Origin of the sequence: Simiduia aestuariiviva, assembly GCF_014192475.1 — a bacterium.
Classification (GTDB): Bacteria; Pseudomonadota; Gammaproteobacteria; order Pseudomonadales; family Cellvibrionaceae; genus Simiduia; species Simiduia aestuariiviva.
This window is the reverse complement of the sequence record NZ_JACHXZ010000003.1, coordinates 418,734-444,084: the sequence shown is the minus strand read 5'-3', so window position 1 is coordinate 444,084 and position 25,351 is coordinate 418,734. Positions and strand designations below refer to the sequence as shown.

At 54.4% G+C, this 25,351-nt stretch carries 24 protein-coding genes; 11 read left to right on the top strand and 13 right to left on the bottom strand.

What is annotated here, in order from left to right; genetic code table 11:
• Positions 1–6: 6 nt before the first annotated feature.
• A complete protein-coding gene (locus FHS30_RS11730) occupies positions 7–999 on the bottom strand; it encodes a FecR domain-containing protein (RefSeq protein ID WP_183910664.1) in 993 nt (330 codons plus the stop codon).
• 334 nt (positions 1,000–1,333) lie between these two features.
• Positions 1,334–1,879 carry an RNA polymerase sigma factor gene (locus FHS30_RS11725; protein ID WP_183910663.1) on the bottom strand — a complete coding sequence of 182 codons (546 nt, stop codon included), beginning with the start codon at positions 1,877–1,879 and terminating at the stop codon, positions 1,334–1,336.
• Positions 1,880–2,076: 197 nt separating this feature from the next.
• On the opposite strand from FHS30_RS11725, the gene FHS30_RS11720 reads away from it, so the two are divergent.
• Positions 2,077–2,943, top strand: a complete 867-nt coding sequence (locus FHS30_RS11720; RefSeq protein WP_183910662.1) for a hypothetical protein — start codon at positions 2,077–2,079, stop codon at positions 2,941–2,943.
• On the opposite strand, the gene FHS30_RS11715 is transcribed toward FHS30_RS11720, so the two are convergent.
• On the bottom strand, positions 2,882–3,664 hold the full coding sequence (locus FHS30_RS11715) for an HDOD domain-containing protein (RefSeq protein WP_183910661.1): 783 nt from the start codon (positions 3,662–3,664) through the stop codon (positions 2,882–2,884). The two genes, FHS30_RS11720 and FHS30_RS11715, sit on opposite strands and share 62 nt — an antisense overlap.
• Positions 3,665–3,772: 108 nt before the next feature.
• Between FHS30_RS11715 and FHS30_RS11710 the strand changes: the two genes are divergently transcribed.
• The 3 genes from FHS30_RS11710 (at position 3,773) to FHS30_RS11700 (ending at position 8,423) form a co-directional block, all read left to right on the top strand.
• A complete protein-coding gene (locus tag FHS30_RS11710; protein WP_183910660.1) occupies positions 3,773–5,443 on the top strand; it encodes a sensor domain-containing diguanylate cyclase in 1,671 nt (556 codons plus the stop codon).
• 376 nt (positions 5,444–5,819) lie between these two features.
• Positions 5,820–7,079: an ATP-dependent RNA helicase RhlB gene (gene rhlB / locus FHS30_RS11705; protein WP_281368267.1), complete on the top strand. Its 1,260-nt coding sequence runs from the start codon at positions 5,820–5,822 to the stop codon at positions 7,077–7,079.
• Positions 7,080–7,163: 84 nt separating this feature from the next.
• Positions 7,164–8,423 carry a response regulator gene (locus tag FHS30_RS11700; RefSeq protein ID WP_183910659.1) on the top strand — a complete coding sequence of 420 codons (1,260 nt, stop codon included), beginning with the start codon at positions 7,164–7,166 and terminating at the stop codon, positions 8,421–8,423.
• 8 nt (positions 8,424–8,431) lie between these two features.
• Here the strand turns inward: FHS30_RS11700 and cysZ are convergent, their stop codons facing one another.
• From cysZ to gatC, 5 genes are all read right to left on the bottom strand, one after another.
• Positions 8,432–9,211 (bottom strand): sulfate transporter CysZ, encoded by a 780-nt coding sequence (cysZ, locus tag FHS30_RS11695; RefSeq protein ID WP_183910658.1) that lies wholly within the window; start codon positions 9,209–9,211, stop codon positions 8,432–8,434.
• Between the two features lie 31 nt (positions 9,212–9,242).
• Positions 9,243–9,539, bottom strand: coding sequence for a PA4642 family protein (locus FHS30_RS11690; protein ID WP_183910657.1), 297 nt, complete (start codon positions 9,537–9,539; stop codon positions 9,243–9,245).
• Between the two features lie 91 nt (positions 9,540–9,630).
• On the bottom strand, positions 9,631–11,163 hold the full coding sequence (gene gatB, locus FHS30_RS11685; RefSeq protein ID WP_343049136.1) for an Asp-tRNA(Asn)/Glu-tRNA(Gln) amidotransferase subunit GatB: 1,533 nt from the start codon (positions 11,161–11,163) through the stop codon (positions 9,631–9,633).
• On the bottom strand, positions 11,112–12,566 hold the full coding sequence (gene gatA / locus FHS30_RS11680; RefSeq protein ID WP_183910655.1) for an Asp-tRNA(Asn)/Glu-tRNA(Gln) amidotransferase subunit GatA: 1,455 nt from the start codon (positions 12,564–12,566) through the stop codon (positions 11,112–11,114). Before gatA ends, gatB begins: the two co-directional genes overlap by 52 nt.
• A gap of 21 nt (positions 12,567–12,587) precedes the next feature.
• Positions 12,588–12,875 carry an Asp-tRNA(Asn)/Glu-tRNA(Gln) amidotransferase subunit GatC gene (gatC, locus tag FHS30_RS11675; RefSeq protein ID WP_183910964.1) on the bottom strand — a complete coding sequence of 96 codons (288 nt, stop codon included), beginning with the start codon at positions 12,873–12,875 and terminating at the stop codon, positions 12,588–12,590.
• A 337-nt stretch (positions 12,876–13,212) separates the two neighbouring features.
• Here gatC and FHS30_RS11670 point away from each other — a divergent pair, with 337 nt between their 5' ends.
• The 7 genes from FHS30_RS11670 to msrB all read left to right on the top strand — a co-directional run bounded on the left by FHS30_RS11670 (position 13,213) and on the right by msrB (position 22,466).
• A complete protein-coding gene (locus tag FHS30_RS11670) occupies positions 13,213–14,247 on the top strand; it encodes a rod shape-determining protein (protein ID WP_183910654.1) in 1,035 nt (344 codons plus the stop codon).
• Positions 14,248–14,265: 18 nt separating this feature from the next.
• Entirely contained in the window at positions 14,266–15,120 is an 855-nt protein-coding gene (gene mreC / locus FHS30_RS11665) for a rod shape-determining protein MreC (RefSeq protein ID WP_221197265.1), read from the top strand.
• A complete protein-coding gene (gene mreD, locus FHS30_RS11660) occupies positions 15,098–15,583 on the top strand; it encodes a rod shape-determining protein MreD (RefSeq protein ID WP_183910653.1) in 486 nt (161 codons plus the stop codon). Before mreC ends, mreD begins: the two co-directional genes overlap by 23 nt.
• Before the next feature lie 78 nt (positions 15,584–15,661).
• Positions 15,662–16,255 (top strand): Maf family protein, encoded by a 594-nt coding sequence (locus FHS30_RS11655; RefSeq protein WP_183910652.1) that lies wholly within the window; start codon positions 15,662–15,664, stop codon positions 16,253–16,255.
• A 9-nt stretch (positions 16,256–16,264) separates the two neighbouring features.
• Positions 16,265–17,743 (top strand): ribonuclease G, encoded by a 1,479-nt coding sequence (gene rng, locus FHS30_RS11650; RefSeq protein WP_183910651.1) that lies wholly within the window; start codon positions 16,265–16,267, stop codon positions 17,741–17,743.
• Positions 17,744–17,753: 10 nt separating this feature from the next.
• Positions 17,754–21,866, top strand: a complete 4,113-nt coding sequence (locus FHS30_RS11645; RefSeq protein WP_183910650.1) for a YhdP family protein — start codon at positions 17,754–17,756, stop codon at positions 21,864–21,866.
• A 57-nt stretch (positions 21,867–21,923) separates the two neighbouring features.
• Entirely contained in the window at positions 21,924–22,466 is a 543-nt protein-coding gene (gene msrB / locus FHS30_RS11640) for a peptide-methionine (R)-S-oxide reductase MsrB (RefSeq protein WP_183910649.1), read from the top strand.
• A gap of 22 nt (positions 22,467–22,488) precedes the next feature.
• On the opposite strand, the gene FHS30_RS11635 is transcribed toward msrB, so the two are convergent.
• The 5 genes from FHS30_RS11635 to FHS30_RS11615 form a co-directional block, all read right to left on the bottom strand.
• Positions 22,489–23,100: a trimeric intracellular cation channel family protein gene (locus tag FHS30_RS11635; protein ID WP_343049086.1), complete on the bottom strand. Its 612-nt coding sequence runs from the start codon at positions 23,098–23,100 to the stop codon at positions 22,489–22,491.
• Between the two features lie 5 nt (positions 23,101–23,105).
• Entirely contained in the window at positions 23,106–23,624 is a 519-nt protein-coding gene (yjgA, locus tag FHS30_RS11630) for a ribosome biogenesis factor YjgA (protein ID WP_183910648.1), read from the bottom strand.
• A gap of 89 nt (positions 23,625–23,713) precedes the next feature.
• A complete protein-coding gene (locus FHS30_RS11625) occupies positions 23,714–23,980 on the bottom strand; it encodes an HPr family phosphocarrier protein (RefSeq protein WP_183910647.1) in 267 nt (88 codons plus the stop codon).
• Between the two features lie 2 nt (positions 23,981–23,982).
• Positions 23,983–24,873 carry an RNase adapter RapZ gene (rapZ, locus tag FHS30_RS11620; RefSeq protein WP_183910646.1) on the bottom strand — a complete coding sequence of 297 codons (891 nt, stop codon included), beginning with the start codon at positions 24,871–24,873 and terminating at the stop codon, positions 23,983–23,985.
• A gap of 13 nt (positions 24,874–24,886) precedes the next feature.
• Positions 24,887–25,348, bottom strand: a complete 462-nt coding sequence (locus tag FHS30_RS11615; RefSeq protein ID WP_183910645.1) for a PTS sugar transporter subunit IIA — start codon at positions 25,346–25,348, stop codon at positions 24,887–24,889.
• Positions 25,349–25,351 lie beyond the last annotated feature (3 nt).

The following is a 25,351-nucleotide window of genomic DNA, read 5'->3' as shown; positions in this document are numbered from 1 at the left end:
TATATCTTATTCGTCGCGAGCGTACAAGCGGGGGCGGTCACCGCTGTCGTCTTGAGAGAGGTTGAAGGTTGTAACCAGTGCCGCCAAGGTTGACTCGGGAGTCTGAAGGCTGAATGTACCTGACACTTTTAAGCGTGCAAGTGACGGGTGGGTGGCGTCTACGGGTGTATCGAGATAGCGATTGAGTTCGGCCAGTGCGGTGGGCAGCGGCTGATTTTCGAGTACGAGCAGGCTGTCTTTCCAGGCGAGGTATTGCGTCGCGTTAGCTGAGCGAACTTCGGATAATCCTTGTTTATCCAAGGTTAGGCGTTCATCCGCTTTTACCAGACGGGATTCGGGTTTGATTTGCGGTTGCGTCTCTTTTTCTTTGACGCTCACGATACCCTCTAGCACGGTGACTTCGATATTGCCGGCTGTGCGATTGATGCCAAAAGCCGTACCTACCGCGGTCACGGTGCCGTCGCCGACGTTGACGACAAATGGCCGGGCGCGATTCGAAGCTACTTTAAAGAAGGCCTCACCTTTATCGAGAACTAGGAAGCGCTTGGCCTCAGAGTACTCGACGTGAATGGACGAGTCTGTGTTGAGCTTGATTTCGGAACCGTCTTCTAGCTTTATCAGGCGTTGCTCACCGCGGGCGGTGGCGAAGTGTTGGCTAGCGGTTGCGGCTGAGTCGCTCATCTGCTGGAAGTAACCTGCGGTTAATACCGCCACTAGCGCAAATGATGCGATGGCTGCACCTTGCCAATGCCACAACCAGGAAGTAGTGGTTTGGGTGTCTGGTCTGCGAAGGCTGGCCTGAGCAATTGCGCTATATTGCAGCGCCGCAACTGTCTGCCAGTCTGTAAGGGCTGCGTCAAAGGCTTGTTCGTGTTCTGGGCTGCGGTTTAACCAGCGTGAAAAACTGGCTTTGTCTAGACCGTCGGCTCCATCAGAGCGCAGGCGTGCGATCCAGCGGGTCGCTTCCTCGGATAATTTGTGTTGCTCTGATGGTTTCACGTTGTTTCCAAAATACAATTGATTGTTAGCTTAACGGTGTTCGTATTGACATCTAGACCTGTTTAACCCTAGTCGGGTTCCCCAATTGTTGGCCAATATTTCACCGAAGTGAAGTTCAACTGGGCATCTAAAAGATGTAATTCATCGAAAAGGTGCGCCTTTTTGATGACTTGTTGCGACAGTTTGCCGCTTTCTGTTTTTTCGTGCTCCGTTCGCGGCGCGCGATACTAGCACAGACAACAGCTAAAAAGCACAATTGTTGTGCTGGTTATGTCTTTTAGACGAACCGTTGAAAATAAAACGCAATGGGAAAGGTGAAAAAAGTCGATTAGCGCTAAATTTCGCTTGCGCCAACCCTTTCAAGGGCCTTTCTGCACGCTTTTAGTGCCTGAAGGATGTACTTTTCGACACTGGATACGGATATACCCATGTCTTGCGCAATTTCTGCATAGGAGAGCCCCTTGAGCCGGTGCAGTAAAAACGCCTGCCGGCACTTCAACGGTAGCTTGCCGATGGCGCGCTCCATTTCATTGAGCTGCTGCTTGGCCGCGAGCAGGCGCTCGGGAGTGCAATAGTCGGGCATGGCGCCAGGTACTTCATAATCGGCAAGTTGACGGGTCACTTCGCCTTGAAGATAGTTGCTGTGGAGTTTTTCACGGCGAATTTGATCGATGGCAAGGTTAGACGCCGTTTGGTAAAGGTAGGCTTTGGGGTTTTCGAGTTCGCCGGCCTCAGCCAGCTTTTGAATGCGTATAAAGGCATTCTGGGCGATGTCTTCGGCATCTTCGGCGCTCTTCATCTTGCGGGTCAGGTAGCGCACCAGACCTGTCGCATGACTGTCAAAGAGCTTTTCTAGCATTGATTTCTTAGATAATGCCATGTACCGAAGTTGTCTTTAGTTGGAATATGGTGGTTATGTGTGCAGTTTCCCCTGAAGGAGCACGTTTGGGCGGGCAGTGCATTACATCACGGCGGCAGTTTATAGGACAGCAGTTGCCGAGCGCAACCTAGGAATTTGGACCCAACCGACGATGCCGGTAACATGTCGGCCTTCGCAATCAATACAGGTCACTCAATGTGATTCATGCCGCTTTTCATACCTTAGCTTGGGGTCTTATTGTCGTTCTGATTTGGGCCAGTTTTAATGAAGCGCCGCCGGCGCCCCGCGGACCTTTGGCGGCTATCGCAAGCCTCGACGAGTCGACCTATCTGGCAGTTCATAAAAGCGACGGCGTGCCAGTGCTCGGGCTTCTGCGCGCCCACTCTGATGCGGTTCACTATCGTTCGCTATCTTTCAATGATTGGGAGGGGGCCCTGTCAGGAGGGGTTTTGGCGGCTTGCGGTGTGCCGCGCTACCACGGGGAGGTGCTCGCGCTGGTGGCCAATGGGCGCGAGCGGCGCTTGGTCCATGTGCAGCTGCGGAATTGGGGCAAGACACCGAAGTTTGCCGTTCTGGGTGCCACCGAGGTCGCAGAGCCTTGGTTGTCCATGGCCTGTGGCGTGGCGAGTGATCACTCGATGGCAGTCTGGGGCCTGCATGCGGATACCGGTGAATTGCGCAGCGCCCATTGGGCGGTTCCAAGTTACCAGCTGGATATTGACGAGGGTAGTGTGGGTGTCCCGAAAGATTGGCTCGCAGCGCTTAACGCTGGGCGTCAGGCAGCTCTATATGCCTCTGAAGATGCGTTTTGGTTGGCGCTTGTGGATGATGCAGGTTCTGAGATCTTGGGGTGGAAAGCGTCTGAGCCCCAGTGGCGACCGGTTTATAGGATCGATGGCTACTCTGTGACGGGGCTCGCTGCAGGACCAGAAGGCAAGGGGGTGAGTATTGTGACTGGCGATACGGGCATGGGGTCTACCTGGCGCCCTTTGCCGTGGCCGGCTAACTCAGAAGCGCGTCAAATCGGCCCTTGGCGGACTCAAGCTCTACCAGTTTTGCCATGAGTGCATCCTGTGAAATGTGCAATTTCGCTAGCGCCAGTTCGGGCATGTTTTGCGCGACGGCCTCAGGGCTACTGCAGTAGGTGGCTTCTATATAGTTGGCTAAAAATAACAGGTAGGCCAGGGGTTCTTGTATTGCAGCCTGGCCGGGTGCGAGTTGGTGGCGAATGGCGTGGCAAATACTGCCAGGGAAGTGCCAGCGCTCGGCCAATGCGGACCCCAGTTCAGTAAATAGCCAGGGATCTGCCGTTCCGATAGTGTCTAGGTCCTCGGCCTCTTCGGGCGCAATAATGTGAATAATTAATCCACCGATATTGTGCATCATGCCGCACGTAAACGCGGTTTCTCGATTCAGTGCGGTGAACGAGGCAAGCCACTTGCAGACGGCTGCCATGTCAAAGCTGTTGCGCCAAAACTGCTTAATATCAAATCCCTCTGGCGCCGTCAGTGTGCTAGTGAGGCCTGAGGCCAGTACCAAGGTGCGCAAGGCATCAAACCCCAAAAGAACAACGGCGTCGTTGACGGAGGCGATCTTGCGCTGCGCACCATAGTGCACAGAATTAGCCATGCGCAGCACTTTGGCAGTCAACACCTGATCGCTGGCGAGTTTTCGAGTGATGTCATCGGTATTTACGTCTGCCTCGCCGAAGGAGGCAATAAGAGATTGGACTACCTGCGGCATAGGGGGCAGTTGATGAACTTTGTCCAGCAGCCTTTGATCCACCCGCTTGTCCTATTGTTGAGCCCTGCATTAAGCATAGTGCAGGACCCTCGCGGTCGCTATTGCAAATTGCGGCTACACTTTAGGTCGATCACTGAGGGGAACAGCGGCTTGTCGGCACCTTATAACTCTGTATTTAGTCTACGGCGGCAGGCCGGTTACCTGTTGCGAACTCGCGCGATATTATTGGGGGTGGTCGCCTTCCTATTCCTGTTTTCGGCGCAATTGGCCGTTCGGTACTTTATCGATTTGCCGACATTATTCACGATTGTTAATCAGTCGGATCGCAAAGATGTGTTGCGCGTGAACAATGCGCTCTCTCAGCGACTTGCGGTGTATGAAAATCGGGTCGCAGACAATGCCCTCTGGGACGATGCCTATGAATTCGTCCAGTCGCCCCACGAGCAATTTTTGGCCAGCAACTTTGATAGCCGTACTTTGCAGGACAATGAAATAGACGGCGTGATATTTCTTGATGCGGCTGGCGACGTCGTCTGGCAATTTGGATTGGAATTTGGTCAGGGCGATACCAAGCCCATGCTGGAGCAGCCACCAATGGGTGAGGAGATGATGCGCAAGCTTATGCACGTGGCGCCCCATCTGCCTCAGCAGGGGGAGATAGCAAAGCGTGTTGGCTACGTGCGCACGCCAAAAAGCCCGGTTGTTTTTGTGGCCTACCCAATCTTTCCCACGAGTTATGGTGATGGCACGCAACTTAATGCCGGCACATTGATCATGTGGACGTGGTTGGATCGTCGCTATATCAACAGTGTTGCAGAGCAGACCGACCTTGATCTTGCGGGGCAGTTTTTACCGGATGGCACTGCATCGTTGGCGCCCATGTGGCGGTATTTACTTACGGAGGATATTCGCCCGAGGGACAAAGACAACCGCATTTACTGGTTGTTGCGCGACGTCAATGATGAGCCGCTAATGATGCTCTGGATTACGTTAGATAGCCTTGGTTTTGAGACAGAGCTATTCTCCGACGCGATTGTTGCAGGCTTGTTTGCAGCCACCGTGTTGCTTTTGGGGTTGGCGTGGGTGGTGCGCCGTTGGTTGGTGTTGCCATTAAATGGGTTGGAGCAGCAAATGGAGCGCATAACCACCAGCGCTCGCTATGATCTGCGCTTAGAGGTTGATAGCTACGAAGAGCTAAATCGCATGGCGGGTCAATTCAACTTGTTGCTTGAAGAGGTGTGTGAGCGCGAAAAGCAATCTAGGCGCAAGCAAGAGGAGTTGCGCCTTGCCTCAATTTCTGACGCGCTAACAGGGTTGGCAAATCGTCGCTATTTGGATCAATTCATGGATGACTCTTGGTTAAAGTGTTTGGCTAAGGCGTCTACCTATAGCTTGGTGCTTATCGATATTGATCACTTTAAAAAGTTTAACGATTATTACGGCCATGCCGCTGGAGATCGGATATTAAAAGAGGTCGCCAAGTTATTGCGAGACCAGCAGCCCGCGCACGAGGCGCTGACGGCCCGTTACGGAGGAGAGGAATTCTGTATGGTATTGCTCGGCGCGTCACAGAGCGTTTTGGAAAGCTTATGCGAGCGCATTTGCAAGGTCATTGCTGGTCAGGGGATGGAGCATCAGGCGTCGGAACTGGGGATCGTGACCGTCAGTGTCGGCGCTGTCATTGCTGACGCGAGCCAACCCGATGTGCGGCAGTTGGCGCACAAGAATGCATTGCGCACGATTTTTAAAGCTGCTGATCAAGCGCTGTATGACGCCAAGCGAACGGGGCGCAACCAAGTGTGCATGGGGCACTTGTTCTAGCCGGCGCTGGTTAAAATACACTCAGCAAGCTGAGCCGTGTTATACTCCCGCGCCTAAAACAGGTGAGTATTAAACATTGATCGTTAAATTAATTAAAAATTTGGTTGGGGGGGCAGGGTCTAAGTCTGCGCCACAACAAGCCGGTGGCGATGTAAAGCGGGCAAATAAAAGTACCTCAAGCGGTAAAAGAGCCACTGAAAAAAACAAGATCACTGCCGAGCGCAGTCGTTCAGAATCTGCAGAGAGCAAGTCTGGTCGAGGCCGGAATCCCAGAGCCAGTGGCCGCAAGCGCGGCGAGCGCGGCTCTCGGGGGCCAAAAGTTGCAGAGCGGCAGGCGGCAGAAGCCTGGGATGTTTCTCAGTTTAAAGTCCCCAAAATGGCGGGTAAAACGCGGTTTCACGATTTTGATATTCCCGTACCCTTAATGCATGCCATTGCTGACCTTGGGTTTGAATATGCATCACCCATTCAGGCTCAGTCTCTACCTTACGCACTCAACGGAGATGATCTCGTTGGCAAGGCGCAGACGGGCACGGGAAAAACCGCCGCGTTTCTCATTGGTATTATCGATGAGTTGCTCAACAACCCCATTGAGGGGGAGCGCTTTGCCGGTGAGGCCCGCGCGCTAATTATTGCCCCCACTCGCGAGCTGGTTATCCAGATTGCGGATGACGCCAAATTGTTAACCAAGTATACCGATCTGACTGTCCATACATTGGTGGGCGGCATGGATTACGGTAAGCAGCAGCAGCGCCTGCACTCTGAATTTGTGGATATCCTGGTGGCGACACCCGGTCGGTTGATTGACTTTACCGGCAACCGCGATGTGTATCTCGATCACGTGGAAATATTGGTGTTGGACGAAGCTGATCGCATGCTGGATATGGGCTTTATTCCTCAGGTGCGACGCATCATTCGCCAGACGCCGCAAAAATCTCTGCGCCAAACCATGCTCTTTTCCGCCACGTTCACTGAAGATGTACTCAATCTAGCGAGCCAGTGGACCATCGACCCGGTAAGAATTGAGATTGAGCCCGAGTCCGTGGCGACCGACTCAGTAGATCAGCATGTCTATCTGGTCAGCACTGAAGAAAAATACACCTTGCTATATAACCTGCTCAAACACGAAGACGTTGAGAGTCTAATCGTGTTTGCCAATCGCCGCGATCAGTGTCGGCGTTTGCACGAGCAATTGGAGGCGCACGGGTTTAAGGCAGGCTTATTATCTGGTGAAGTGGCCCAAAATAAGCGTGTACGCACCTTGGATGATTTCAAGTCTGGGGCGATTAAGGTGCTCGTCGCGACCGACGTGGCCGGCCGAGGCATTCACATCAGCGGCATCAGCCATGTGGTCAATTTCACCTTGCCTGAAGAGCCTGAAGATTACGTGCACCGCATTGGGCGCACTGGGCGCGCGGGCAGTAAGGGCACATCTATTAGCTTTGCCTGTGAGGATGATGCACTTAGATTGATGCCCATTGGTGAATTGTTGGGTGCCCAACTAAAGTGTGAGCAACCCCCTGAGGAGCTGTTGGCGCCGACACCAGATTTGCTGCCGCCGGCACGCCGTAGCCGCGGGCCACGCCCCACTGGCAATCGCAGCCAACGCTCTAGCGGGCCTCGTGGTAGGCGTTAGAATCAGAATTTATCTCAACCCGGCGTCTGCCGGGTTTTTGTTTTTTGACTAGACTGATTTCTGGATGCCTTGGTTGGAAGCGCCATGAAGCGGATTTTAGTTGTAGAAGACAGTCAGTTGGTCACGAAAATCGTCAAACACGTGGTCAAGCAGCACAGTGATGTTGAGGCGGTATTTGCAACCAACTTTGCCGATGCCAAGGTGGTGCTGGATACCCAAAAAGATCGAATCTTTGCTGCGTTGACCGATTTAAACTTGCCCGATGCGCCCGACGGCGAGATTGTTGATCTGGTCCTTGGCGAGGGGGTCCCCGTTATCGTGCTCACAGGGAGCTATGACGAAGAGCGGCGGGACAAGATCCTAAGCAAGGGCATTGTTGATTATGTGGTTAAGGAAGGGCGCTACTCCTATGAGTACGCGGTGGGGATGGTGCAACGCTTGGAGCGCAACCAGTCGCTCTCGGTGTTAGTGGTAGACGACTCCGCCACGTCGCGCCGCTATATCTCGGAGCTGTTGCTGCGCCAAGGGTTTAACGTGTTTAGCGCCGCCGATGGCAAAGAGGCGATAAAGGTCATTCTCGCGCAAGAGGATATCAGTCTAGTGATCACCGACTATCACATGCCTGAAATGGATGGGGTGGAGCTGGTTAAGAATTTGCGCCATAAATATGGCAAGAGTGATTTGGTGATCATCGGCCTATCGGGGCAAGGCGATAAATCTTTGTCGGCTAAGTTTATTAAAAATGGTGCCAACGACTTCCTGTTAAAGCCCTTCAACTACGAAGAGTTCAATTGCCGCGTTCGCCACAACGTCGAATCGCTCGAGCTGATTCGCCAGATTCGCGACGCAACCTTCAAGGATTATCTCACTGGCATTTGGAGTCGCCGCTATTTCTACGAGCGCGGTGAGCTGCTCTACCAAGATGCGGTTGCCAGCGCTAAACCCATTGCCGCAGCGGTGATAGATCTCGATCACTTTCGCCAACTCAACGACACCTACGGGCACGAAATTGGCGATTGCCTGCTAGTGCAAGTGGCCGAATTGTTGCAGAGCGCATTGCAGCGTTTTTTGGTGGCGAGAGCCGGTGGTGAAGAGTTTTTTGCGCTGCTGCCAGGTCTGGATAACGATCAGGCGCAGTCATTGATTTCTCAGGTGCGGCAAATGGTAGCGACGCGGCCGTTGGCGTTGGATGACGGCACTGAGCTCTATTGCACTTTCAGCGCCGGTGTCACCAATTTAGTGGGCGGGTCATTGGACGAGCAAATTGCCAAAGCCGACGAATATCTGGTGCGCGCTAAAGAGGCTGGGCGCAATTTAGTGGTGGGCGACGACGATGACTATTGAGGGTGTAACTACCGGTTGTGGGTCAGTAGCGCCTCTGGGTTGAGCGCTCGACCGTGAATGTCTCTCAACCAAAAAACGGTGGCACCAGCCACGGCGATGGGCATCACAAAAATATTAAGTACTGGAATCATCGCGCCCAACATGATTAATCCCCCTAAGCTGTAGCTACCCAATGATTGAGTCATTAGCTGGTGCCGCAATTCCTTGAAGGGCGTTTTGTGGTTGTCGGCGGGGTAGTCAGTGTATTGAATGGTCATGCACCATGCGCCCCACAGCGCGGCAATGATGGGCGTCAAGAGTTGCAGTAAAGGAATAAACGATAGCAGCAGCAAGCCCAGCATGACCAACAGTCCGCGCGATAAAAAATACCAAAGTTTAAGCAGTTCGCGCAGTAGCGTGCGCGGGATCATGGTGCTGAGTGGTTCGGGTGGAGGCGCAATCCCGGTAAGCTTCGTTTCGATTTTCTCTGCTAATAGACCGTTAAAGGGGGCCGCGATCAAATTGGCAATAATGCTAAAGCTATAGCCGTATACAAAGATAAGAAAAAAGGCGGCTATCAGCCACAAGATCCCACCAAGAAAGCTGAGCCAGCCCGGTAGAAAGTCCAATAACCAATCCATAAGTAGGCCAAATTCGTGCATCAGCCAGGCGGTTAAAACAAAAAACAAAGCCAAATTGATCAGCAGCGGCACCAAAATAAAGATCCGCAAATCGGGGTGCAAAATCAATCTGAGGCCCAAGCTCAGCGCTGCCGGTGCGGAGGTGGGGGAACCGTTTACTTTGATCATTGTGCAAAATCCCTATTGCCGTTACCCGCGCTTAAATGGCGCCGGCCTGCTTGAGTATATTGGCGTAATCCGCACCCTGACGGTGCTGGGTAGCAATCTCCAGCAGCGTTTGGCCCTGTGCGTTGCGCGCGTTCAGGTCGCGTCCATCGGCCAAGAAAAATTGAACAAAGGTGGCGAAATTTTCCGCCACCATGCCGCGGTAGGCTTTCTCTAGGCAGTGAAAGTCGGCGTTCATACCTTCCGGTGCTTCATAGGTTAAAAATGTGCGTACTTGTTCGTCAGTAAACACCTGACCTAATACTTTTTGTTTGTCTTTCTTCAGTGACATATTTGATCCATTGCCGCCGTCATTGTTTGAGACGAAATATGAGAAGTTGGGCAGTGAGTGGCACCCATAATTCCAGATGCCACTCGCAAGCTTACAGCAGAGCGTTGAGCTTCTTCAGCAAAATATCGTTGATGGCCTGAGGGTTAGCTTGTCCCTTGGAGGCCTTCATGATTTGACCCACGAAATAGCCGAGCATTTTGGGGCGTTTATCGGCATCGGCATTTTTATAATTTTCCACCTGCTTGGGGCTGGCGGCAATAATTTCATCGGCCATGGCCTCGAGTGCGCCGGTGTCCGAAACTTGCTTTAGGCCGCGCTGTTCAATGATGGTGTCGGCATCGCCCTCGCCGGCCCACATGGCGTCAAACACTTCTTTCGCTTGCTTGCTCGATATTGTGCCGTCTTTAATGCGGCCAATCATGCCACCCAGTTGTTGCGCGGACACGGGGCTTGCGTTCAACGTTAGCTCCGCTGCGTTTAAGCGCGCTGCCAGCTCGCCCATGATCCAGTTGGCGGACAATTTGGCATCCTTGGCAGCTGCGACTGTGGCCTCGAAGTACAATGCGGTATGCAAATCTTCGCTCAGCTGGCTGGCATCGTAGTCAGACAGTTGATAGGTGTCTTTAAAACGCGCGTGGCGTGCATCGGGTAGCTCTGGCAAGCTGGCGCGAACAGCTTCGATATAGTCGTCATCGATATCAACTGGCAGCAGATCGGGGCAGGGGAAGTAGCGATAGTCGTTGGCTTCTTCTTTTGAGCGCATTGAGCGCGATTCTTTGCGTTCACCGTTGTAGAGTCGCGTTTCTTGAGTCACGGTGCCGCCGTCTTCGATGAGATCGATTTGACGCTCTACTTCTAACTTAATGGCGTCCTCCATAAAGCGGAAGGAGTTTAAGTTTTTGGTTTCCGTGCGCGTGCCGAGCTTTTCTTCACCCAGTGGGCGCACAGAGATGTTGACGTCAAATCGCATGGATCCCTGCGACATGTCGCCATCGCAAATGCCCAGCGAGGTCACGATGGAGTGCAGCTTCTTGGCGAACGCCACCGCCTCTTCAGCGGTGCGCATGTCGGGTTCTGAAACAATTTCAATGAGCGGCGTGCCGGCGCGATTGAGATCGATACCGCTCATGCCGTGGTAGTCTTCGTGCAGCGATTTACCCGCGTCTTCCTCAAGGTGAGCGTGATGGATGCGCACGCGTTTGGTGCGACCATCGGCCAATGCGATGTCGACGTGGCCAGCACCGACAATGGGCGATTCCAACTGAGTGGTTTGATAGCCTTTCGGTAGGTCGGGATAAAAATAATTTTTGCGTTCGAAAAATGAGCGCTTACCGATTTCGGCGTCGATGGCTAGACCAAACATAGTGGCGTAGCGGTAGGCCTGCTCGTTGACCACGGGCAGCGTGCCGGGCATGGCTAAGTCGATTGCGCAAGCTTGGGTGTTGGGCGCAGCACCAAAGGCAGTGCTGGCACCAGAAAAGATCTTGGATTTAGTGGCCAGTTGAACGTGAACTTCCAGGCCGATTACCGTTTCCCATTGCATGGGGTTACTCCTTAATAAAGTCCGTTGGCCTAAGCGATATCTTGCGGCGCTTGTTGGTGGAAGTCGGTCACTTGTTGAAATTGGTGAGCCGCGTTTAGCATGCGCGCTTCATCAAAGTAATTACCGATAATTTGTAGGCCCACAGGTTTGTTATCCACCAGCCCGCAGGGCAGAGACATGCCCGGCAGCCCCGCTAAATTAGTGGCGATGGTGTAGATGTCCTCGAGGTACATGGCGATGGGATCTGCACCTTTGGCACCGAAGGCAAAGGCGGGTGATGGTGACGTTGGCCCGATGATTAAATCCACTTCGCTAAAAGCGTCTACAAAATCCTGCTTGATTAAGCGGCGAACTTTTTGCGCTTTGCGGTAGTAGGCGTCGTAGTAGCCCGCCGACAAGCAGTAGGTTCCCACTAAGATGCGGCGTTGGACTTCTTCGCCAAAGGCTTCACCGCGCGAACGCTTGTACAGGTCTGCAAGGTCAGCGGGATTTTCACAGCGATAGCCGTAGCGCACGCCATCGAAGCGCGACAGGTTGGCGGAGCATTCCGCCGGTGCAATCACGTAGTATGCGGGCACCGCTAAATGCGAGTGCGGCAGGCTGATGGATTTGATGGTGGCGCCCATGGCCTCGTATTGTTTGATGGCTGCTTCGACGGCCGCTTGCGTGCCGGGATGCAGGCCTTCACCAAAATATTCTTTGGGCACGCCGAGCGTGAGACCCGCCAGCGAATCGTTTAGCTGTGCGGTGTAGTCGGGCACTGCGCGGTCGATGTTGGTGGAGTCCTTCGGGTCGTAAGAGGCCATGGTGTTGAGCATCAGTGCGGCGTCTTCGGCGGTGCGCGTCATCGGGCCGGCCTGATCGAGGCTGGAGGCGAAGGCGATCATGCCCCAGCGCGAGACGCGCCCGTAGGTGGGCTTGAGGCCCGTTAATCCACACAGCGCCGCTGGTTGGCGTATGGAGCCGCCGGTGTCAGTGGCGGTGGCGCCGGGCGCCAAGCGCGCCGCAACGGCCGCCGCTGAACCGCCGGATGAGCCGCCGGGTACACAGCCGATATCCCACGGGTTTTTCACGGGGCCGTAAAAGCTGGTTTCATTGGATGACCCCATGGCGAATTCGTCCATGTTGGTCTTGCCCAACATCACAGCGCCTGCGGCTTGAAAGTTGGCGACCACAGTGGCGTCGTAGGGCGAAATAAAATTGTCCAACATCTTGCTGCCGCAGGTGGTCTTAACGCCTTGCGTGCAAAAAATATCTTTATGGGCGATAGGTACGCCACACAGCGGATTGGTGTCGCCCTGGGCCAAGCGCGCATCGGCGGCTTTGGCCTGTGCCAGTGCCACGTCTTCGGTGAGCGTAATAAAGCTGTTGTAGTTGGGATCTAGGCGCTTGATGCGATCTAGAAAGTGCTGGGTCAATTCTACGCTCGACCAAGTTTTTGCTTGCAGGCCAGCGCTCAATTCGGCCAGTGTTTTGTTGTGCATTGTAAAAATCCTTGTGCGGCCTTAATCGATGACCTTGGGTACCAGATACAGACCATCTTCGGTGGCCGGGGCTATGGCTTGGAAGGTGTCGCGTTGATTGGGTTCGGTCACTTCATCGGCGCGCAGACGCTGCACCGCATCCATGGGGTGTGCCATGGGGCTCACGGCGTCGGTGTCTGCCGCTTGCAACTGATCCACCAGTGCCAAAACATCACCCAATCGACGCGTTACTTCGTCGATGGTTTCTTCGCTAATTTGTAACCGGGCAAGCTCACCCAGTTTGACGATATCGGAGCGATCCACGGCCATTGATTTGTCTCCACTGTGTTGGATCATTCAGTCTGTGTTGTCCCGTAAAAGGCGCTATACCCTAACGCACTGTCAGCGTTAACGTGTCGTTCTACACAGGAATGTGAAAAAGGGCGCTAAAGTTACCATATTTGCGCCTTGCTCAAAATCCCCGCCGTTGTTAGAGTGCGTGGATTATGGACGAAGTGGCCATTAACTTGCGCTAATCCTGTCTGGTTGGTCTCGCTTAGCGATAGAACTGGCCCGTTGTCGGAGTGACAAGCGCGAATACGGCACGATAAAAAGGCCCGAATCCCAATAATTATTCAGACTATTAGCAGTAAGGTGCGTCCCACCCATGTTTAAACGCCTGCGCGGAGTGTTTTCTAACGACCTGTCCATCGATTTGGGCACGGCCAATACCCTAATTTATGTGCGTGAACGCGGCATTGTCCTAGATGAGCCATCCGTGGTGGCGATTCGACAGCACAACGGTTCGAAAATTGTTGAAGCCGTGGGCGTCGAAGCCAAGCGCATGCTGGGCCGAACGCCCGGCAATATCACCGCTATTCGACCGCTGAAGGACGGCGTGATTGCCGACTTTCAGGTGACCGAAAAAATGCTGCAGCACTTCATTCGCAAGGTGCACGAAAACAGCTGGTTTCAGCCATCTCCGCGGGTATTGATCTGCGTGCCCTGCCTGTCTACGGAAGTAGAGAAACGCGCCATTCGTGAATCGGCGCTCGGCGCTGGCGCGCGGGAAGTGCGCTTAATAGAAGAGCCTATGGCAGCGGCGATCGGCGCTGGCCTGCGGGTTGAAGAGGCCACCGGTTCTATGGTGGTGGATATCGGCGGCGGCACCACGGAAATCGCGATTATCTCCCTCAACGGCGTGGTGTATTCAGACTCAGTGCGCATTGGCGGCGACCGCTTTGACGAAGCGATCGTCAATTATGTGCGCCGCAACTACGGATCCGTCATTGGCGATGCCACCGCCGAGCGCATTAAGCAGGAAATTGGCTGTGCTTTCCCCGGCAGCGAAGTGCGCGAAATTGACGTGCGCGGTCGCAACTTGGCCGAGGGTGTACCCCGCAGCTTTACCCTGAACTCCGATGAGATTTTAGAGGCCCTGCAAGAGCCATTGGCGGGAATCGTACAAGCTGTTAAAAGTGCCCTTGAGCAGTCGCCCCCAGAATTGGCGTCTGATATCGCTGAAAGTGGCATTGTGTTGACCGGTGGCGGCGCCTTGTTGCGCGATATCGATCAACTGCTGTCCGAGGAAACGGGGCTGCCCGTCATTGTCGCCGACGACCCGCTGACTTGTGTGGCTCGCGGCGGCGGCAAAGCCATGGACTTGATGGACAAGCGCAACATCGATTTACTCTCCTCTTAATTGCGCTAAGCAGGAGGTTTGGCGATCAAACCGCTTTTTACTAAAGGCCCTTCCCCCGCGTCTCGCGCCGGCGTGCTGCTTGCAGCTATGCTGGCGCTGTTGCTCATCAATCGCTATACCCCTTGGTTAGACCCGCTGCGCGCGCAAGCGGGGCAGCTGGCGGTTCCTTTTTATTGGCTCACCCACGTGCCGAGCCGCATTGGTGAATGGCTAGAGGGCAATGCCCGTTCCCGCGACGAGCTTGAGAATGAAAACGCCGCATTGCAAAGCGAAATGTTGGTGCTCAAGCGCAAAGTGCAACAAATGGCGTCTTTGGCCGCGGAAAATGTGCGCTTGAGGCAACTGCTCAATTCCGCTGATCTCATTGAAGATCGGGTATTAGTGGCCGAATTAATTGGAGTGTCGCCCGACCCACAGTCTCATGTGGTGGTGGTCAATAAGGGCAGTAATGACGGCGTCTATGTTGGGCAACCGCTGTTGGATGCCCACGGCTTGATGGGGCAGGTGATAGATTTGACGCCTATAAGCAGTCGCGTAATGCTGATCACCGATCCCACCCACGCGCTGCCGGTACAGGTGAATCGCAACGGGGTGCGGGCCATCGCCGAAGGCATTGGCGATCTCTACACGCTAAAGTTGCGACACGTATCTAGCACTGTTGATATTCGCGTGGGGGATGTATTGGTGTCCTCGGGATTAGGGCAGCGTTTTCCCGTGGGCTATCCCGTGGCAGAGGTGGTGTCGGTAACCATGTCGCCGGGCAAGCCCTTTGCGGATGTGCTCGCCAAACCGCGTGCTCAGCTCAACCGCAGTCGGCATGTATTGCTGGTATTTGATAACGAGGCCTTAGATGCAGGCGCCGAAAGCCAATAATCTGTGGGTGATTGGTATCCTGCTGCTGGCGGCGTTACTTTTGGCCGTGTGGCCAATGGGCGCGTGGAGCCAATATCGACCTGCTTGGGTGGTATTGATTTGTGTCTATTGGATTTTGGCATTGCCCTATCGCGTGGGCTTGGGCGCGCTCTGCTGCGTTGGCCTCGTGCAGGATCTGGTGGCGGGAAGCTTGCTGGGTTATCACGCGATGTCTTTGGTGCTCATTGGGTACGTGTGTCTATTGTCCTATCAGCGCTTGCGCAATTACGCGCCTTGGCAGCAGGCGGGTTGGCTGTTCATCTTAGTGGGAATGCATCAAGTCATCGGCAATTGGGTGAATTCGCTCTCAGGTCATGAATATCGCGGCTTGGGTTTTTTATGGCCGGCCTTTACGAGCGCTTTGTGCTGGCCGTTGTTTTATAAACTTCAGCAGGCCATTCGCCGCCGCTATCGCGTCACCTAGCGATATTTCCCCATCTGGGCTCGCCACGCTAATATAATCCCAAGTCTTTGATCGCTAAGCATAATTTAAAGGTGTGCCATGGTTACTCCCGCCCTGATTTTGGCTTCCCAATCGCCCCGTCGTCGGGAGTTGTTGCAACAGATTGGCGTGCCCTTTCGCCCCTTATCAGTTGCGGTCGACGAAGTGCCAATGGTGGGTGAGGCGCCCGCGCAATATGTGACCCGCTTAGCGTTCACGAAAGCGCAGGCCGGCCGAGCATCGGTAGGTGAGAAGGATTTACCGGTATTGGGCGCGGATACTGTCGTGGTGTGCGATGATCAAATACTTGAAAAACCGGAAAATGAAGCGGCAGCCTACGCCATGTGGCGCCGGTTGTCGGGCCGCACGCACGAAGTGATGACGGCAGTCTGCCTGCTGAAAGGCGAGCAATGTCGGCAGGAGTTATCTATCACGGAGGTGCAGTTTTGGCCGCTCACTGAGGCGCAAATGGCGGCGTATTGGGCCACGGGCGAGTGTCGAGACAAAGCTGGCGGTTATGCTATTCAGGGCTTGGGTGCCGTGTTTGTTAAGCGCATTTCCGGTAGCTATTCCGGCGTTGTGGGTCTCCCCATCGAAAAACTGGTGCCCATGTTAGACGCCTTGCACCTGCCCTATTGGCAAACTACGGACTGAGCGGACGTTATGAGCGAAGAACTGTTGATCAATGTTGCACCTACCGAAACCCGCGTGGCACTCGTGGAAAATGGTGTATTGCAGGAGGTGTATATCGAGCGGCCCCAGCGGCGCGGGCTGGTCGGTAATATCTATAAGGGCAAAGTGGTGCGCGTGCTACCTGGCATGCAGGCGGCCTTCGTCAACATCGGGCTCGAGCGCGCCGGTTTTATTCATGCGGCGGACATTGCGCCACTGGACGAAAATGGCATGGAGTCCCGTCAGCTGGAAGTGCCGGATATTCGCAATTTGGTGCATGAAGGGCAGACCTTGGTGGTACAGGTCACCAAAGATTCAATCGGCACTAAAGGCGCTCGGCTCACCACGCACTTGTCTATCTCCTCACGCTATTTGGTGTACATGCCAAAGACGGAGCACATCGGTATTTCCACGCGCATTGAAGAGGAAACCGAGCGCGACCGCTTGAAGCAATTAGTGGAGCGTGCCATTGCGGAAAACAACGGCGAAGGTAAGGGCGGTTTTATTGTGCGCACGGTGGCAGAAGTGGCCACCGAAGCAGAAATTTTGGCAGACGTTCCCTTTCTATATCACCTTTGGAACAACCTGAACGCATCCATTGCTCAGGCCGCCGTGCCCTCGGTATTGCATGAAGACTTGCCGTTGTTTCTACGCACCTTGCGCGACCTAGTGAAGCCGAATTTAGAGAAGATACGCGTCGATTCCCGTGAAGTGTTTGGCCGTATGGTCGAATTTGCCACGCAGTATTCACCCGAGATCGCTAATTTATTGGAGCATTACCCCGGAGAGCGGCCGCTGTTTGATTTGTACGGCGTCGAAGATGAATTACAGCGCGCGCTTGAAACCAAAGTGCCACTAAAATCCGGTGGCTATTTAGTGATTGAGCAAACCGAGGCAATGACCACTATTGATGTCAATACCGGCGCCTTTGTGGGGCACCGCAACCTCGAAGAAACCATTTTCAAAACCAATTTGGAAGCAGCCACCATGATTGCGCGGCAACTGCGTTTGCGCAATTTGGGGGGCATTATCATATTGGACTTCATCGACATGAAAGACAGTGAGCATCAGCGTCAGGTGCTGCGCACACTGGAGAAAATGATGGAGCGCGATCACGCGAAAACCAGTATCACTGGCGTCTCTGAGTTGGGACTGGTGGAGATGACCCGAAAGCGTACCCGCGAATCGCTGGGTCAAGTCATGTGCGAGCCCTGTCCCGTGTGCCAAGGGCGCGGAAAACTGAAATCGGTGGAGACTGTTTGCTACGAATTGTTCAGAGAGATTTTGCGCGAGGCGCGCTCCTATGAAAATGAAAGTTTTCTGGTATTGGGTGCGCAATCTGTCATCGATCGATTGTTGGATGAAGAGTCAGCCAATGTGGCCGATCTGGAGGAGTTTATCGGGCGACCGGTGAAGTTCCAGGTGGAGACGCTCTACAGCCAAGAACAATACGACATCATTCTGGTGTAGCCTCATTACTATGCGACCCTTAGCCCACCTCTTTGCCCGTTTGTGGCGCTACTTTTGGCAACTGACAGCGTTGTTGCTAATCCTGTGCGCGCTGCTGGTACAGCTTGGACGCATGGCCATGCCCATGGTGGCAGACTATCGCGAACCCTTGGTGCGCTACCTTTCGGCCCAGTTGGCATTAAAGGTAGAGATCCGCACGTTGGCGGGTCAGTGGGATAGCTTGATGCCGGTACTCGCTTTGGAGGGCCTCTCGGTTGCGACGCCGGCGGGTAAGCCCGTGTTGACAGTGGAAAGTGCGCTGGCTGAGGTAGACCTGCTGTCCACACTTTGGGAGCGCCAATTGCGTTTTTCCGACGTCGAATTTTTGGGGGTGCGCAGCAATTTGGTGCAAGCCAGCGACGGTCGTTTGCGGTTGGAAGGCTTGCGCGTTGCCGATGAAATATCGGCGGCCACCAACTACACCTTAGATGACCTGCGCGGTATTTTTTTGGTGGGGCAAAAGGTTAACTTAATTGACCTGCAAACCCACGTGACACTGCAGAGTGGTCATGAGTGGGCGGTGGTGGTCAATCGCTTGTTGCTTGAACATGGCAATGATCAACATCGACTCAGCGCCAGCTTGCAGTTGGAAGATCGCCCCGAAGCGGTGCAGATCACCATGGAGGGCAGTGGGGATCCATTTGATATTGATGAATTTGGCTCGCGCGCCCACGTACGCATTGTCGATTTTCCCACCGAGCGTTTACTGGCCATGGTGGCGCGTGATTTTTGGACCGGATTGCCCGAGGGAGAGTGGCGACCTGGTGGCAAGGCGACTCTTGAAGCTTGGGTGAATGTGGCGCCGGGAGAGGGCTTGGAGGGCGTCGGAAATATTCGTTTAGCGGGCCTGCCTTTTGAGTTGGCGGATCGGGAAATTGCGTTTCAATCCTTGGCTGGCGAATTGGTTGGGAACTGGCGTTTCGATGGCAGCTGGCAATTGCAATTGCAAAATACTGAGTTGCAATGGGGTAGCGAGCAGCACCCCCCGTTTGCGCTCAATGCCAGTGTTGATACTCAGCAACACATGACGTTCAAAGCCGATCGTCTGGTGTTGCCCATTTGGCATCGCTGGCTCACCGATAGCGAAATACTGAGCGAACCCTTGCAGTCGGTGTTAGACACACTGTCGCCCGAGGGCGAGCTACACCAGGTGAGCGTCCGTTGGCCCTTGGCGCAGTTACAGGACTTTGAGTTGGCGGCCAACCTCAGCGGCGTGTCCGCGCAGGCATGGGAGGGGGCGCCAGCGGTAACGGGTGTCGATGGCTATCTACGCGTGAACAAGCAAGGTGGTTCGGTTGATCTAAATAGCACGGAGGGTTTTAGCATGCACTACACCTCCGTGTACGACGCGCCGATGGTTTACCAGAGCGCGCGCGGACAGGTGGCCTGGTGGTTGGACCGAGAGCGGCAGTCCGTCTATATCAATAGTGGCCCAGTGAAATTTGTTGGGGATGATGGGCAAGCCACGGGGTTTGTCTATATTGATGCACCCATGGGGCGGGCCGATAAAACACTCGAATTATTGCTGCAGATTGGCATTGAGGATTCGGCTGCGCAATACCACAAGAAATACGTCCCGCAAGTGGTGTCTGAAAATTTGCGCAACTGGTTGGATTCCGCTGTCGACGTAGGCCAGGTGGCCCAGGGTGGCTTTTTACTGCACGGATTTTTAAGCCAGGAGCACTCGAAGCCTCCGACTATCCAATTGTGGTTGGATATCAAGCAAGCGCGGCTCGATTACCAGCCACCCTGGCCCGCTGTAAAAGGCGTGGATGCCAAGTTACTTTTAGACAACACAAGGCTTAAGGTCACCGCCGATCGAGGACAAATTTACAATTCGCAGTTGGGGCGTGCTGAGGTGTCGTTAGCGCCGGATGCCCAAGGAGAAGCACGCCTAAACATTGACGCGGACCTGATGGGCGGACTCGTCGATACCCAACAGCTTTTACGCGACTCGCCACTGGCAGACATCACTAACCATGTTTTTGCGCAGTGGGCAATGGCCGGAGACTATGATGCCGCTGTACAGCTGGGCATTCCGATAGGGAGTGGTGGCGAAGGCGTTCAGTTTGATGTGAAAGTTGCGCTAAAACAGGGGCAAGTGCATCTTGCGCCGGTAAATATTTCCGTTGAACAGCTATCCGGTGATCTGCGCATCGCGAGCGATGCGGGGGTTGAAATCAAGCAATTGAGTGGGCAGCTGTGGGGTGAGCCCATTAGCTTTAGTGCCGGACTTAATGGCCAAAAGGTGCAAATAAAGGCGCAGACGCGCGCGGATATTCAATCGCTCATGGGGTGGGCCGGTGCTCCTGCACAGCCGCAATTTACTGGAGTCAGCCCCTATCAGGTCTTGGTGTCGGCGCCTTGGCGGGGCGGTGCGAGTGCAGATGGCTCTGTTAGGGTGCAGGTCACCAGCGCACTGACAGGCCTGTCAATCAAGTTGCCCGCGCCATTTGGCAAAGCCCCAACAGCATCACTACCGCTAGTGATCGATGTACCCATTGCGGGTGATGAGCTGATCGTAGCCGGCAGTGTGGGGGAGTTGGTTGACGCGAAATTGCGTTGGCAGCGCAGCGACAGCGGCACTTTTTTTGAGCGGGGAGACGTGCACCTTCTGGGGCAGGCGCGTTTGCCTAAACAGTCGATGCTGCGGGTGCGCGGTCAATTGCCGAGCATTGACGCTAGCCAATGGCATAAGGCGTTTGAAGGGCAGTGGGCAGACCTGCGTGAATCGGAAACTGTCTCAAGTTTGACGGCAGCCTCTGATGGTAGTGCGCGCACTCCTGCTGCAGTGCCTATTTATGTGACCTTAACAACGCCAGCGCTGTCATTGAAAGCGGGTCGACCGCTAGGTGAATCCAACATTGAGGCCATTAAAACCGAGCGTGCATGGCGCATCAATTTACGTAATGAACGCGTGGCTGGCGATTTGGAGCTGCCCTACAGTGCGGCCAGCCCATTGGATTTGAGTTTGACCTATTTGCGGTTGCCGCTATGGGCACCCGATGCGCCGCCTATCGCTGATGCTTCGCTATCAGCGATAGAGGCCGAACAGCGGCAGCTCGCCATGGAAGCCGACAAAGTCTGGGCGGCCGTGGAACCGCTGCCTGATATGCGCGTTGCCATCGCAAGTTTGTATCAGGATGAAGAAAATATTGGTCAAATTCGCTTTGACGCCGCCGTGCGCGATGCAACGCTCACCCTATCTGATATCAAAGGCAGCCTGTTCGGGTTGCGTTTTGTTGAGGCCGAGCAAGGCGCCCAGGGCGGGTTGCTGGTGTGGAATCACGGCCAGCAGCAAAGTGCCTTCACGGGAAGCTTGTCAGCCGTAGACCTGGGCGAGGTCATGACGGGATTGGCCATGGAAAAATTAATTGAAAGCCGCCGTGCCGATTTTGCTATGGACGTACGCTGGGCCGGTGCACCCACACAGATTCAGCTAGTTGGGCTTGAAGGTGAGGTAGGCTTTACCATCGAACAAGGCCGTTTTCTGCGGGCAAACGCTTCTGCAAGTAATGCGTTGATGCGGCTGATGGGCATCTTTAACTTTGACACCTGGATTCGTCGATTAAAGTTGGACTTCTCTGATGTCTATGCCAGTGGTATGGCCTACGATCGGCTTTGGGGTGAGCTGGTTTTTGAGCGCGGTTTATTGACCATGCCGAGTCCCGTTTCTGTGCGCACACCGTCGAGCAAAATGCAGATGGCCGGGCGTGTAAACCTGATCGAAAACACCCTAGACACGGATTTGACCGTCAATCTCCCGGTATTGGATAACCTCACCTTTATTGCGGCGATCTCGGCGGGGCTGCCGGTGGCAGCCGGGGTATTCGTGGCCAGCCGGCTGTTTGAAAAACAGTTTGAACAGATGACCAGTGTCAACTACCGCGTCACAGGATCACTGGACGATCCCAAAATGCAATTTATGCAAATTTCTGATACCCGAAATCGGCAAAATAGTGCTAAGAAGCCCAGCGACGCATCCCAAAATACGTCGAACCCAACTTCCGGCGATGCCTCTGCGCCTAATTCCTCTTCGATAGAAGCCGAGCAAGAGACGGGTGAGCCTCAAACGCCTCGCTAGGGATGCCGTAACAAAATCCCATTCTCAGCCTCCAATTAACAACTGGAGGAGGTTTGTATGCGAAATAGTGTGTGGCTAATGTGCTTGCTGGGCGTAATCGTGGGGTGCGCATCGGACTCAGTGGGCGACGACGCTGCGATGCCCGTTGAGCAGGCTAAACAATTGCTGGCAGAACGGCGACAGGTGGCGTCAATTCCGAAATCCACTTGGCGAAAAATGCTGTCAGAACAACAGTATGCAGTTCTGTGGGAGGGTGCTACGGAGCGCCCTTTTACAGGCCCGCTGTTGGCTGAAAAGCGCGATGGGATCTACGTCACCGCTGGGTGCAAACTGCCCGTGTTTCACGCACAACACAAATATGAATCCGGCTCGGGGTGGCCCAGTTTTTGGGCGCTCTACGACGCTGAAAATGTGGTGCTGAAAAAGGACTATAGCTGGGGCATGAAGCGCATCGAAGTGTTAAGTAAGTGCGGCGAGCATCTGGGGCATTTATTTGAGGACGGGCCTGAACCGACGGGGTTGCGCTATTGCATTAACTCTGCCGCGCTAGAGTTCGTACCCACTGAAAGCACTGTATCCAAGCCCCGGTTTAGCGATTAAACGACAGGGCGAGGAAGCCAATTTAGTCCCGGTATTTTGGCAGTCGCAGGTCCCAAATTATTGCCGCACCGCGCAGGCTAAACGCCGCAATAGTGCCGAGTCCGATAGCCCAGGGTGTTGGCAGTGGGAAGGCGTGGGCAATTAAGTAAACCAGTGCGCCCAGCAAGCTTGCCGACACATAGATTTCTGGCTCTAGTATCACGGGCATCTGGTCGAGCAGAACGTCGCGCATAATGCCGCCGAACGATGCGGTTATCATCGCCATCGCCATAGCCACCAGCCAAGCATCGTGCCACTGCAAGGTAGTGTGGGTCGCGGTGACACTAAAAAGCGCCATACCGGCGGCATCCATCCACACCAGTGTTTTATATTTTGACGCCAACACTGGCGCCAAAAAGTAGGTGAGTGCGGCGGCGCCTACACAGACGTAAAGATAGAGCGGGTCGGCGAGCCAGAAAATACTGGGTTTGTTGAGCACTAGATCGCGTACCGTGCCGCCACCTAATCCCGTCACTACGCCCAATAAAATAAAACTCATGATATCTTGCTGTCGCTGGGCAGCGGCGAGGCCGCCAGAAATAGCAAATACGGCGCAGCCAATTAGGCCCGCGATAAACAGAACTCCATCAAACACCGGTATCAACTCACTATGCAGTCGCGCAGGGCGCGGAATAGCTTGCGTGCGCTGCTGGGCGGTTTGCCTTTGCTGGCTTCCTGCCCCGCACTGCGTGCCAATTGACGCAGTTGTTGGCGGTCGCCACTGGGATAATCCAATAAAAATGCATTAATGGCCGCATCGCCTTCACTGAGTATCTGGTCGCGCCAGCGCTCCGCTAAATGCTGCTGTTGCACGTGCTGCTCTGATACTTGCGTAAGCTGCGCATAGGCGTCGGCAATCGCCTCGTGATCCGCTTCACGCATCAAGCGCCCAATGAATTGCATGTGGCGACGCTTCGCGTTGTGGGTCTTAATCCGGCCCATTTCAACAATGGCGTTGCGCAGTAAATCGGGCAGAGGAATTTTAGCTAGTCGCTCGTTGTTGAGTTCGCACAATTTACCGCCGAGCTCTTGCAGCGCGAGCATTTCTTTTTTGATCTGTGTGCGACTTTTGGGAGTGTCTTCTTCAGACTCGTCATAGGGGTGGTTGTCGTGCGCCATGGGTATTCCGCATTTGGTGGAGTGCCCGGAAGTTCCGGGATAGTTCAGGCCGCGCATGGTACCGAAGTTGCGCGCAGAGCGACAGCGGCCTATTCGCCTTCGCCGAAGCGATCGTCTATCAGGGCTACCAGTGCCGTCATTGCTTCCTCGGCATCGTCGCCCTCTGTGATTAGCGTCATGTGAGTCCCTTTGCCGGCAGCCAATAGCATCAACGACATGACACTTTTCGCGTCCACTTGCTTGCCCTCGACAACGGCTTGTATTTTACAGCCAAAGCGCGCAGCCAGGGTTGCCATTTTGGCGGCCGCGCGGGCGTGTAGCCCCAATTTGTTGATGATTTCGACTTGCCTCTCCATAGTCACTGCTCAGTGTTGACCGCCAGTTCTCGGTGGCGAAGCTGGGCGTTGGGGTAGTCGCTCAGCAGTTGTTGGTGCAGTCGCTCGGCAATGTAGACAGAGCGGTGTTGGCCGCCGGTACAACCGATGGCTACGGTCATGTAGCTGCGGTTGCTGGCCTCGAACTTTGGAAGCCATTTTTGGATGTGGTTAAAAATATCGGCCAGCATCACGCCGGTGTCTTCCTGCTCTTCCAAAAAATCAGCTACCCCTTTGTCTTTTCCCGTCTGCGCCCGTAGTTGGGGTTTCCAGTAGGGATTTGGCAGGCAGCGCACATCGAACACGAAGTCGGCATCCACGGGTACGCCCCGCTTAAAACCAAAGGACATAAGTTGCAGCGCCATGGTGGTTTCACCTGACAGGCGCACGCGGGTTTTCACCAAATCTCGCAACTGGTGCAGGGTGAGGTTGGTGCTATCGATCACCAAATCAGCGAGATCCACTACCGGTTGAAGCAGCTCCCGCTCTTTGACTAGCGCATCGCGCAACGCAACCCCTTCACCGCTCAGCGGGTGTTTGCGGCGGTTTTCGCTGAAGCGCTGGATCAGCGCCGGCGAGCGGGCATCGAGGAACATCACTTCAATGTGAATCCCGCTGTTGCGAGCGGAGGCAATGATTTGTGGAAAGCGAGTGAGCTCGCGCCAGGCATTGCGCGCGTCAACGCTGATAGCAAAGGTTTGTTGGTCTGTAGGGTCGGTCTCCAGTTGTTTCACCAGTTCTGGCAAAAGTCTCAGCGGGAGATTATCGATGCAGTTGAAACCCAAGTCTTCAAGCACGTGGAGCGCGGTACTCTTGCCTGCGCCCGACCGCCCACTGACGACGATTAACCTAGGATGGGTTGGCTCAGTGGTCATGGACAGTCGTTCCTTAAACGGCGGTTAGGTGTTGCACTACCCTACTATAGAGCAGTTGATCCGAGTCAGCACTGCGCAATTGTGCGCGAAAATCTTCTTGCTGAAACAGCTCAGCCAACTTGGCCAGCATTTGTAAGTGTTCACCGTTGGCCTCTTCGGGCACCATCAGTGAAAAAATAACGTCGACGGGCTCGCCATCAATGGCATCAAAATCAATGGGCTTCGATAAAATAATCAACGCACCAATGGTGGCCTCGCATTTGGCGACGCGGCAATGGGGTATCGCAATGCCGTGACCTAAACCCGTACTGCCCAACCGCTCACGCGCTACTAGGCTGCGAAAAAGGTCATCGGCGGAAAGGGAGGGGATGTCGTTGGAGATTAGGTCGGCCAAAATTTCCAGCGCGCGCTTTTTGCTGACGCCATCCACGCCGTGTTGAACACGGCGTGGGGCTAGAAGGTTTTCAAACTGCATAGA

Bases quoted from the DNA above. Each gene is read 5' to 3' on its own strand.
- FHS30_RS11690 (WP_183910657.1), bottom strand. From the start codon at position 9,539: ATGTCACTGAAGAAAGACAAACAAAAAGTATTAGGTCAGGTGTTTACT.
- mreD (WP_183910653.1), top strand. From the start codon at position 15,098: ATGCAGGCGCCGAAAGCCAATAATCTGTGGGTGATTGGTATCCTGCTG.
- msrB (WP_183910649.1), top strand. From the start codon at position 21,924: ATGCGAAATAGTGTGTGGCTAATGTGCTTGCTGGGCGTAATCGTGGGG.
- FHS30_RS11725 (WP_183910663.1), bottom strand. From the start codon at position 1,879: ATGGCATTATCTAAGAAATCAATGCTAGAAAAGCTCTTTGACAGTCAT.
- gatA (WP_183910655.1), bottom strand. From the start codon at position 12,566: ATGCACAACAAAACACTGGCCGAATTGAGCGCTGGCCTGCAAGCAAAA.
- FHS30_RS11700 (WP_183910659.1), top strand. From the start codon at position 7,164: ATGAAGCGGATTTTAGTTGTAGAAGACAGTCAGTTGGTCACGAAAATC.
- cysZ (WP_183910658.1), bottom strand. From the start codon at position 9,211: ATGATCAAAGTAAACGGTTCCCCCACCTCCGCACCGGCAGCGCTGAGC.
- FHS30_RS11615 (WP_183910645.1), bottom strand. From the start codon at position 25,348: ATGCAGTTTGAAAACCTTCTAGCCCCACGCCGTGTTCAACACGGCGTG.
- yjgA (WP_183910648.1), bottom strand. From the start codon at position 23,624: ATGGCGCACGACAACCACCCCTATGACGAGTCTGAAGAAGACACTCCC.
- FHS30_RS11645 (WP_183910650.1), top strand. From the start codon at position 17,754: ATGCGACCCTTAGCCCACCTCTTTGCCCGTTTGTGGCGCTACTTTTGG.
- FHS30_RS11625 (WP_183910647.1), bottom strand. From the start codon at position 23,980: ATGGAGAGGCAAGTCGAAATCATCAACAAATTGGGGCTACACGCCCGC.
- rapZ (WP_183910646.1), bottom strand. From the start codon at position 24,873: ATGACCACTGAGCCAACCCATCCTAGGTTAATCGTCGTCAGTGGGCGG.
- rhlB (WP_281368267.1), top strand. From the start codon at position 5,820: ATGGCGGGTAAAACGCGGTTTCACGATTTTGATATTCCCGTACCCTTA.
- FHS30_RS11670 (WP_183910654.1), top strand. From the start codon at position 13,213: ATGTTTAAACGCCTGCGCGGAGTGTTTTCTAACGACCTGTCCATCGAT.
- rng (WP_183910651.1), top strand. From the start codon at position 16,265: ATGAGCGAAGAACTGTTGATCAATGTTGCACCTACCGAAACCCGCGTG.
- FHS30_RS11655 (WP_183910652.1), top strand. From the start codon at position 15,662: ATGGTTACTCCCGCCCTGATTTTGGCTTCCCAATCGCCCCGTCGTCGG.
- gatC (WP_183910964.1), bottom strand. From the start codon at position 12,875: ATGGCCGTGGATCGCTCCGATATCGTCAAACTGGGTGAGCTTGCCCGG.